Origin of the sequence: Nakamurella sp. (genome assembly GCF_048594475.1) — a bacterium.
Lineage (GTDB): Bacteria > Actinomycetota > Actinomycetes > Mycobacteriales > Nakamurellaceae > Nakamurella.
On sequence record NZ_JBMDXT010000464.1, the window covers coordinates 1 to 9,045 of the forward strand.

A 9,045-nucleotide genomic window follows, 5' to 3' on the forward strand; every position below is an offset into this window, starting at 1 on the left:
GCCAGCCGGTCCAGCCCGCCGGGATCGGCCGCGTCGGGTTTGGTCGACTGCCACCAGACCGGCCCGACGCCGAGATGGTCGACGGTGCCCGGCGGCAACGCCGCGGCCACCTCGACGTGCGCGATCGTCTGCACGGACAACCCGAGGACGGCGTCCGGGCCGAGCACGGCCCGCGCGGCGACGGGGTCGAGGTCGCCCTGGCCGACGTGGGCACCGGCCGCACCGATCGCCGCGACCAGGTGGACCCGGTCGTTGACGATGACCGGCACCCCGGTCCCCGCCAGGGCGGCGACCACCGATCGGCCGAGCCGGACGAACTCGTCGTCCGGCGCGTGCGGGTCGCGCACCTGCACGACGGTCACCCCGCCGCGCACCGCCGCGGCGACGGTCGCCGCCACGCCGTGCGCGCCGCAGAGCACGGTGTCGGTGACCAGGTACAGCCTCAGGTCGACCGGCCGGGCCATCGGCGGCTCAGCCCAGCCGGACCCGGTCGGCCAGCTCGTCCGGCGTCAGCAGGGCGAGCCGGTCGAGCAGGGCCACCGCGAACGTGCCCGGCCCGTCGGCCGCGGCGGCGGCACGGTCGCCGGCCACGGTCAGCGTGGCCGTCGCGGCGACGGCCGCCAGCAGCGGGTCCGGCACGACGGCGGCGAATCCGGCGATCATCGCGCCGAGCGCACAGCCGACACCGGTGACCCGCGTCAGCAAGGGGTGCCCGTTGGCCACCCGGACCACCCGGTTCCCGTCCGTGAGGTGGTCGACCGGTCCGCTGATGGCCACCACGGTGCCGTGCCGGCCGGCCAGCTCGACCGCGGCGTCGAGCGCGGCCTCCGGGGTGTCGACCGAGTCCACGCCCTTGCCGCCGGCTCCGCCGGTCAGCGCCATCACCTCGGAGGCGTTGCCGCGCAGCACCGTCGGCCGCTCGTCGAGCAGTGTGCGGGCGATCCCGGTGCGCCAGGCCAGAGCGCCGGCGGCCACGGGATCGAGCACCCACGGGGTGCCGGCGGCGGTCGCGCCGGCGACCGCCTGCTCCATCGCCGCCGTGGTGTCGGCGTAGGGGGTGCCGAGATTGACCAGCACGCCGCCGGCGATCCGGGCGAACGCACCGGCCTCCTCCGGGTTGTCGACCATGGCCGGGGCCGCGCCGACGGCCAGCAGCACGTTCGCCGTCCATTGCGCGACGACGATGTTGGTCAGGCACTGCACCAGGGGCGACCGCTCGCGCAGCGTCGCCAAGGCGTCGGCGCAGTCGGCGGGGCGGATCGAGGGAGCGGTCATGGCCGGGCGTTCCTCCACCTGGGTCAAGGGTCGGAGGCGAGGATAGCCAGGTCGGGCCACGACGGGAGGACGGCCATGGACCAACCACCGGGCGCGCCGCGGGGCGAAGCCCTGATCCGGCCCCTCGTGCCGGCCGACTGGCCGGCCGTCCGGGCGATCTACGCCACCGGGATCGCCACCGGGGACGCCACCTTCGAGGTCGTGCCGCCGGCGAGCTGGGCCGAGTTCGACGCCGGCCGACGGCCCGGACACCGGTTCGTCGCGCTCGCCACCGGCCCGGACCGCCCGGCCGAGGTGGTCGGCTGGGTGGCGGTGAGCCCGGTCTCGACCCGGGCGGCCTACGCCGGTGTGGTCGAGCACTCGGTCTACGTCGATCCGGCGGTTGCGGGTCGTGGGGTCGGCCGCGCGCTGCTGGCCGCGCTCATCGCGTCCACCGAGGCGGCCGGCATCTGGACGATCCAGTCGGCCGTGTTTCCGGAGAATGCCGCCAGCCTGGCCCTGCACGCCCGCGCCGGCTTCCGGACGGTCGGCCGGCGCGAGCGCATCGCCCGGCAGCACGGGCGGTGGCGCGACGTGGTTCTACTTGAGCGCCGGAGCCGGGTGATCGACTGACCGCTGCTCCAGTTGGTGCTTGGTCGGCTTGGGCCGAATCGGCCACCAGGTGAACCAGCCCATGTCGATCGCGGCGGCCGGCACGAGCAGGGTGCGCACGACGAACGTGTCCAGCAGCACGCCGAACGCGACAATGAACGCGATCTGGGCCAGGAACAGGATCGGGATGACGGCCAGCGCCGCGAAGGTGGCGGCGAGCACGATACCGGCGCTGGTGATCACGCCGCCGGTCACGGCCAGCCCGCGCATCATGCCGTCGTGCGGCCCGTGGAACGCCACCTCCTCCCGCGCCCGGGTCATCAGGAAGATCGAATAGTCCACGCCGAGCGCGACCAGGAAGACGAACGCGAACAGCGGCACCGCCGGGTCCGAGCCGGGGAAGTCGAACACGTGGTTGAACATCAGGGCCGACACCCCCAGGGCCGCGCCGAAGGACAGCACGGTCGCGGTGACCAGCAGCAACGCGGCGATCAACGACCGCAGCAGCAGGATGAGCACGAACAGGATGGCCACCAGCACCACCGGGATGATCACCGTCAGGTCGCGGGACGAGGTGTCGTTGGTGTCGACCTGGATCGCGGTGGTGCCGCCGACGAGCACCTGGCCGTCGGCGCCCGGCACGGCGTGGGCGGCGGTCCGCACGGCCCGGACGGTGGCCTCGGCCTCCTCGGAGTCGGCCGCCGCGGACAGGGTCGCCTGGATCTGCACCTTTCCGTCGACGACCAGCGGCGGGGCCCCGGCGGCCTGCGGGCCGGTACCGGCGGCGGTCAGGATCTGCGGTTCGCCGGAGATGCCGTCGACCCCGCCGACCGCCGACACGACGTCGGCGGCGATGGCCTCGGGAGCGATGATCACCACCGGGTTGCCGGACCCGCCGGGGAAGTGTTCGGACAGCGCGTCCTGCCCGGCGATGGAGTCCACGTCGGTGAGGAACACGTCGGTCTGCGCCGTGCCGGACGCCTTGAACGTCGGCACGAAGGCGCAGGCCACGCCCAGCACGATGACCGTGACGATCCAGATCTTCCGCGGCCGGCGGACCACGAACACCGCGATCTTCTCCCAGATCCCCGGCTTGGCGCGGTGGGAGACGGCGTGGGTGCCGCCGACCTGCTCGACGACCCGCGGGATCCGCGGCCAGAAAAGCCAGCGGCCGGCCATCAGCAGGGCCGGCAGCAGGGTCAGCGCGGCGACGAACGCGCAGGCGATGCCGATGGCGCCGACCGGGCCGAGGCCCTTGTTGGAGTTCAGATCGGACAGCAGCAGGCACAGCAGGCCGATGATGACCGTGCCGGCGCTGGCCGCGATCGGTTCGAGGCAGGCCCGCCAGGCCCGCTTGATGGCGACCCAGGTGGAGTCGACCTTGGTCAGCTCCTCGCGGTACCGGGAAACCAGCAGCAGACCGTAGTCGGTCGCCGCGCCGACGACCAGGATGAACAGGATGCCCTGGCTCTGCCCGTTGAGGGCCAGGACGCCGTTCTTGGCCAGCAGGTAGACCACCCCGCCGGCGGCGGCCAGCGCGCTGATGGAGGTGAACAGCACGACGAACGGCAGCACCACCGCGCGGTAGACCAGGAACAGGATGATCAGCACGGCGGACAGCGCCACCAGCAGCAGGAGGCCGTCGATACCGGCGAAGGCCGCGCCGAGGTCGGCGATCAATCCGGCCGGCCCGGTGATGTGCACCTCGCCGCCGGCGCCGGCGTCGGCCACGGTGGCCTCGGCGGAGGTGCGGATGGCGTCGACGACGTCGGCCAGCGGGTCCTTGCCGTCGGCCCCGACGGTCGTCACCTTCTCCTCGGAGAGCGGGACGATGACCAGGGCGGCCTGGCCGTCCTGCGACGGGATCACCGGGATCGGCGCGGCCTGCCCTCCCGGCCCGGCGACCAGGAAGTCCCCGACGGTGCCCATGTCGGTGCCCTTCGCGCTGGTCACCGGCTGGCCGGCCAGGCCGGCGGCGAAGCTCTGCCAGGCGGCGAGCTGCTGCGGGGTGCCGCTCGCACCGTCCGCAGTGGTGAAGACGACGAAGCCGGGGAGCTGACCGGAGTCGTCGAAGGCCCGGGCCGCCTCGGTCGCGGCGACCGATTCCGCCCCGGCCGGCAGGAACGACTCCTGGTCGTTCGACTGCACCGTGGACAGCGAGCCGATCGCGGGGCCGCCGAGGCCGGCGATCGCGAGCCAGGCCACCACCACCAGGACGAGCCCCACGCCGCGCAGGACGGCGCGGCGGCGGCCCGGGGACGATTGGTCCGTCTGGGTCTGCGAATGCTGAGGCATTGTGTCCGTTTCTGCCGGTTCCGTCACTCTGGACCACCTACCGGGCGACACTGCCGGGTCGGATGCGCGATCCGCACCATCAATCGGTGCGGATCGCCCGAGAAGGACGAGACGCTACAGCAGGCCGAGGGCGCGGGCCCGCTCCACCGCTTCCCGCCGGTTGCTCACACCGAGCTTGCGGTACATCGACCGCAGGTGGGCCTTGACCGTGTTGACCGACACGAACAGGTCGTCGGCGATCTCGCCGGCCTTGAGCATGGTCGGCAGGTACTTCAGGACGATCAGCTCCCGCTCGGTCAGGTGCTCGAGCCGGCCGTCCTCCCGCTGCGGATCCGGCTCCGTCCCGACCAGTGGCGTGACGAAGGCCGGATGGGCTCCGTCCAGCACCAGGTAGCGCCGCAGCACCCCGGTCAGCCGGTCCCCCAGGAGCAGGAACGGCCGGCGGATGCCCTCGGCCTGGGCGAGGTCGACCGCGGCGGTCAGTTCGGCCAGGGCGATCCCGTCGCGGTGCTGGCGCTCGGCGAGCACCGCCAGCAGCAGGCGGGCGAACACGACCGGCTCCCGGTACTGCCACCCGGGCTCGGTCATCGGGCGCAGCACGGCGTCCATCCGGTGCAGGGCGCCGGTGTCCAGCAGCGCCCGGGCCAACCAGACCCGCTGCCACGCGGCGGAGAACCCGCGGTCGGCCGCGGGCGCGCCCAGCCGGTCGACCGCCTCGTCCGGGCGGCCGGCCAGGATCAGCGCGGACGCGCCGGCCGCGTCGGCCCACCGCCGCATCCGGACGGGGGTGCCCGGCGTCCGGGCCAGCCCGGCCTGCAGCCGGGCGTCGGCCTCCAGCGCCGCCTGCGCGTCGCCGCGCAGCACCGCCACCTCGACGGCGGCCGTCGCCAGGCCCAGCCGGATGGCCCGGTCGGTGTGCGCGCCGGCCGTGGCCGCCAGCCCCCGGGTGACCGCCTTGGTCGCGTGGTCGGCGTGGCCGCGGGTGGACAGCACCAGGGCCAGCGCCAGGTGCAGCGCCATGCCCTGGACCTCCGAACCCCACCCCCGCCGGTCGACCGCCTCCAACGCCTCGCGGGCCCGGCGCTCGGCCCGGCGGCAGCGGCCGACCATCGCGTCCAGCAGGGCGTGGTAGGAGCCGGCGTTGAGCATGGCCAGCTCCATGCCCAGGTCCTGGAGCTGCTGTTGGGCGTCGGCGAGCGACCGCTCGGCGGCGTCGATGTCGTCGGTCCAGAGCTGGCCGACGCCCAGATTGTTGACCGCGATCGCCCGGAAGTGCCGGGCCAGCGGGACCTCCCGCCGCGGCGTCTCGTCCAGCATCCGCAGGATGCCCCGGCACACCTCGATCTGCCGGACCGAATCGCCCGTCATCCGGCAGCCGGCCTGCTCGAAGAGCTCGATCAGGAGGGCGGCGCTGGCCCGCAGCTCGGGCGGCGCGGCGTCCAGGTACTCCCGCGCCTCGGTGGTGTCCCGCCGCATCGCCGAATAGTCACGGCGCTGCATGTGGAAGGCGCAGGCGGCCAGCAGCTCGTACAGGGAGGGGACCTCGTTGGCACGGCGGGCCATCGGTTCCAGGGCCTTGGCCAGCGCCGGCGCCTGGACCGAGAGGATCAACGGGATGCAGGCCAGCATCGTCCGCCCGGCCCGGTCCCAGTCCCCGGCCTTGATCGACGACCGCACCGACTCGATCGGGCTGTCGTTGGCGGCCATCCAGGCCGCCACCCGGCGGTGCAGCTCGGGGACCCGGTCCCGCTGTTCGAGGGCCAGCCGGTGCCGCAGCAGATCCCGCAGCAGGGGATGGAACTTGAACCACCGGTTCTCACTGTCCAGGGCGGTCACGAAGGTGTTGGTCGACTGCAGGTGTTCGAGCACCTGCTGGCCGTCGGCCCGCCCGGTGATCGCGTCGGCGAGGTCGCCGCAGACCCGGTCGACCACGCTGGTGTGCAGCAGGAAGTCCCGCTCGTCCGGGGCCAGCCGCAGCATGACCTCCCCGACCAGGTACTCGGCGATCGCCCGGTCGCTGCCGGTGACCCGCTCGACGCTGGCGTCGACGTCGTGGTGGTCCATCGACATGGCGGCCAGCCGCAGGCCGGCCGCCCAGCCCTCGGTGCGCGCGTACAGGATGTCCAGCTGGTCGTCGCGCAGGCGGAAGCCCTCGAGGGCGAACAGTTCGGCCGCCTCGGCCCGGGTGAAGGCCAGGTCACGGCTGCGGATCTCGACGAGCTGGCCGGCCACCCGGACGCGGTGCAGCGGCAGCACCGGGTCGGCCCGGGTGATCATGACCAGCGTCAGGCGCTCCGGCAGCCGCTCCAGCAGCAGGGCGACCGAGGCGAGCACCTCGGGGTTCGTGATCAGATGGAAGTCGTCGAAGACCAGCACCAGCCGGCGGCGCAGGTTGGCCAGTCCGGCCAGCAGGGTGTCGACCTCGCGGGCGCCGAACACGCTGGCCGGGATGAGGTCGTTGAGAGCGCTCTCCTCGGCGACGCCGCCGCTCGCCCGGATCGCCGCAAGCATGGCGGACCAGAAGCTGTGCGGCGAGTCGTCCGTCTGGTCCAGGGCGATCCAGCCGAACGCGTGGTCGCCCTCGCGGCGGCGGACCCAGGACGCGACGGTGAGCGTCTTGCCGAAGCCGGGCCCGGCACTGACCAGGGTCAGGGTGTGGCCGATCCCCCGGTCCAGCAGCGCGTCCAGGCGGGGCCGCCGTACGCCCTCGGCGAGAGCCGGGAGGACGGTTGCCGCGGTCGTGCGGGCATGCGTGGCCGTCGTCACCCTGATCACCCTCGTAGCCCTTGACGGTTGGCGCAGCGAATGCGGCAAACCGGGATTACCCGACTTGCATGATTTCCGAACTCGCTGATCTGGAGGAGCGTACAGCGGCCGGACGTGGAAATTGAGAACACTCAGTGAGATCGACAGCGATCTGCATCGCACCCACACCTGGACCTCCTGCCCGCAACCATCCGGTCGGGGTGACGCGGGACGCCACGGTGCCGCGGGAGCATCGGGCGACGGGTTGGGGAGAGCAGAGGCCGGGAACTCCTCGGACGCCGTGGGCCATGGTGTGGGAGGAACGCATGTCGACGCTCGAGTACGAGATCAGTGTGTCCGGGGAGCTGCCGGAGACCGTACTCGACGAGGTCGAGAACTTCTCCGTCGAGGTCGTCCCCGTCCGCACGGTCATGCGTGGTCCCGTGGCCGACCAGGCCGCCCTCCACGGCATCATCAACCGGCTGCAGAGTCTGGGCCTGGATCTGATCGAGGTCAGGCGCATCGGCGAGACGGACGGCTGACGGCCGTGGCGGCGATCTACGAGTTCCACGTGGCCGGCCGGGTCGGTTCGGTCATCCGCTCCGCCCTGCCCGAGATGGAGACCTTCGAGCAGCGGGCCGGCCGCACGCTGCACGGCACCGCCGCCGAACGTCAGGAGATCGACCGCCTGCTGGAGCTGATCCAGACGTTCAACCTGATCGTGCAGCGCCTGCAGATCCACGTCGTCCCGGACCCACCGCGGGGGTGCCCGCTCGGCGGTTCAGGCGTCGGTCACCACGTGCCAGTCGTAGACGACCTTGGTGCGGAGCGCGACATCCTGGAGTGATCGGCGCCGGGGGCTGAAGATCACCCAGGCCAGGCCGACCGGGAAGAACACGCAGAACCCCGCCCGGACGAAGGCATGGGCCCAGCGGACCCGGCGGCCCCCGTTGGTCAGCAGGCGCAACCCCATCACGTAGCCGCCGTAGCTGCGCCCGGTCGTCACCCAGGCGACCGTCAGGTACACCACCGCGAAGCCGAAGCCGAACGAGAGCGTCACCCAGAACGGCACCGTCGGCCAGGCGAAGTTGGTCGGCGACCAGATGAGCTTGGCCAGCACGAAGCCCAGGTACGCCATCGAACTGACGACGATGACCACGGCGAGATCGATGCCCGCGGAAGCCCCGCGGGTGACGATGCCGGCCGGCCGCTGCTCGGTCTGGCCGTGGTGGTGTCCGGTGGTCGGATGGCTCATGGCCGCGGGTTCCGATCGGCCGGCGGCGGGACGTACCGGCCGTTGGTCGCCGACGGGTACACGATCGGCCGGTCGCTCCGGGCCGCGGTCGCCGCGGTCGCCGGGTCGGCCGCCGGCTCGCCGTTCGCCGCATCCGCCCGGACCCCGTCCCCGGGGCGGGGCCCGACGGGTGCCCCGTCCAGCTGACGCCGGCGGCCCAGCATCCGGCCGACGAACTGACCGATCGCGTCGTCGGCGTTCTGCCCCTGCACCCGGACCCCGTGCACCGCCTCGGAGGCCAGGCTGCCCGTCGAGTCGCGGATGATGCCGGCGAGATCGATTCCGTCGACGACGTTCTCGGCGATGGGGATGAGGTCGATGCCGTCGATGACCTTGTCCGCGATGGACACGATGTCGACCCGCCCGACGGCGGCGTTCAGATCGACCCGGGCCACGATCGCGTTCAGGTCCAGCCCGCTGACGATGCCCTGGATGTCCACCCCGGCGACGATCTCGTCGATGTCCAGGCGGCGGACGATGGCCTCGATGTCCACCGCGGCGAGCACCCGGTTCAGGTCGACCCGGCCCAGCACCGCGTTCAGGTCCACCCCGGCCAGCACCCGGTCCAGGTCGACCCGGCCCAGCACCGCCTTCAGGTCCACCCCGGCCAGCACCCCGTTCAGGTCGACCCGGCCCAGCACCGCGTCCAGGTCCAACCACGGCAGACCGGCGTTGAGGGCCACACGGGCCTACAGCGGGTACAGCTCCGAGGTCGTCGCGCTGGCCTCGCCCCGACCGGGGCCGGCCGGCGGGTCGACGGCCGCCGTCGCCGTGCCGTCCACGACCGGGGCCGGCCCGGGCGGGATCGGCTCGGGTGCGCCCGGCTCCGCCGGGCCCGATCCGGC

General features: G+C 73.2%; 9 protein-coding genes. 3 read left to right on the forward strand and 6 right to left on the reverse strand.

Going from position 1 to position 9,045, the window contains the following annotated elements:
• Both ACOJUF_RS20900 and thiM read right to left on the reverse strand, forming a co-directional pair.
• A partial coding sequence (locus tag ACOJUF_RS20900; RefSeq protein WP_420123742.1) for a thiamine phosphate synthase occupies nt 1–464 on the reverse strand: 464 nt, incomplete at its 3' end.
• Between the two features lie 7 nt (nt 465–471).
• Nucleotides 472–1,275, reverse strand: a complete 804-nt coding sequence (gene thiM / locus ACOJUF_RS20905) for a hydroxyethylthiazole kinase (RefSeq protein WP_420123743.1) — start codon at nt 1,273–1,275, stop codon at nt 472–474.
• A 75-nt stretch (nt 1,276–1,350) separates the two neighbouring features.
• Here thiM and ACOJUF_RS20910 point away from each other — a divergent pair, with 75 nt between their 5' ends.
• Entirely contained in the window at nt 1,351–1,887 is a 537-nt protein-coding gene (locus ACOJUF_RS20910) for a GNAT family N-acetyltransferase (protein WP_420123744.1), read from the forward strand.
• Here the strand turns inward: ACOJUF_RS20910 and ACOJUF_RS20915 are convergent.
• Nucleotides 1,855–4,161, reverse strand: a complete 2,307-nt coding sequence (locus ACOJUF_RS20915) for an MMPL family transporter (protein ID WP_420123745.1) — start codon at nt 4,159–4,161, stop codon at nt 1,855–1,857. The genes ACOJUF_RS20910 and ACOJUF_RS20915 overlap by 33 nt on opposite strands.
• A gap of 114 nt (nt 4,162–4,275) precedes the next feature.
• Nucleotides 4,276–6,927 (reverse strand): LuxR C-terminal-related transcriptional regulator, encoded by a 2,652-nt coding sequence (locus ACOJUF_RS20920; protein WP_420123746.1) that lies wholly within the window; start codon nt 6,925–6,927, stop codon nt 4,276–4,278.
• A 305-nt stretch (nt 6,928–7,232) separates the two neighbouring features.
• Here ACOJUF_RS20920 and ACOJUF_RS20925 point away from each other — a divergent pair, with 305 nt between their 5' ends.
• Together ACOJUF_RS20925 and ACOJUF_RS20930 are read left to right on the forward strand one after the other, a co-directional pair.
• On the forward strand, nt 7,233–7,448 hold the full coding sequence (locus ACOJUF_RS20925) for a hypothetical protein (RefSeq protein WP_420123747.1): 216 nt from the start codon (nt 7,233–7,235) through the stop codon (nt 7,446–7,448).
• 5 nt (nt 7,449–7,453) lie between these two features.
• The gene (locus ACOJUF_RS20930; RefSeq protein WP_420123748.1) at nt 7,454–7,753 is read left to right on the forward strand and encodes a hypothetical protein; all 300 of its coding nucleotides are present in this window, start codon (nt 7,454–7,456) and stop codon (nt 7,751–7,753) included.
• On the opposite strand, the gene ACOJUF_RS20935 is transcribed toward ACOJUF_RS20930, so the two are convergent.
• Together ACOJUF_RS20935 and ACOJUF_RS20940 are read right to left on the reverse strand one after the other, a co-directional pair.
• Nucleotides 7,688–8,161 (reverse strand): RDD family protein, encoded by a 474-nt coding sequence (locus ACOJUF_RS20935; protein WP_420123749.1) that lies wholly within the window; start codon nt 8,159–8,161, stop codon nt 7,688–7,690. The genes ACOJUF_RS20930 and ACOJUF_RS20935 overlap by 66 nt on opposite strands.
• Nucleotides 8,158–8,883 (reverse strand): hypothetical protein, encoded by a 726-nt coding sequence (locus ACOJUF_RS20940; RefSeq protein ID WP_420123750.1) that lies wholly within the window; start codon nt 8,881–8,883, stop codon nt 8,158–8,160. The genes ACOJUF_RS20935 and ACOJUF_RS20940 overlap by 4 nt, the downstream gene beginning before the upstream one ends.
• Nucleotides 8,884–9,045 lie beyond the last annotated feature (162 nt).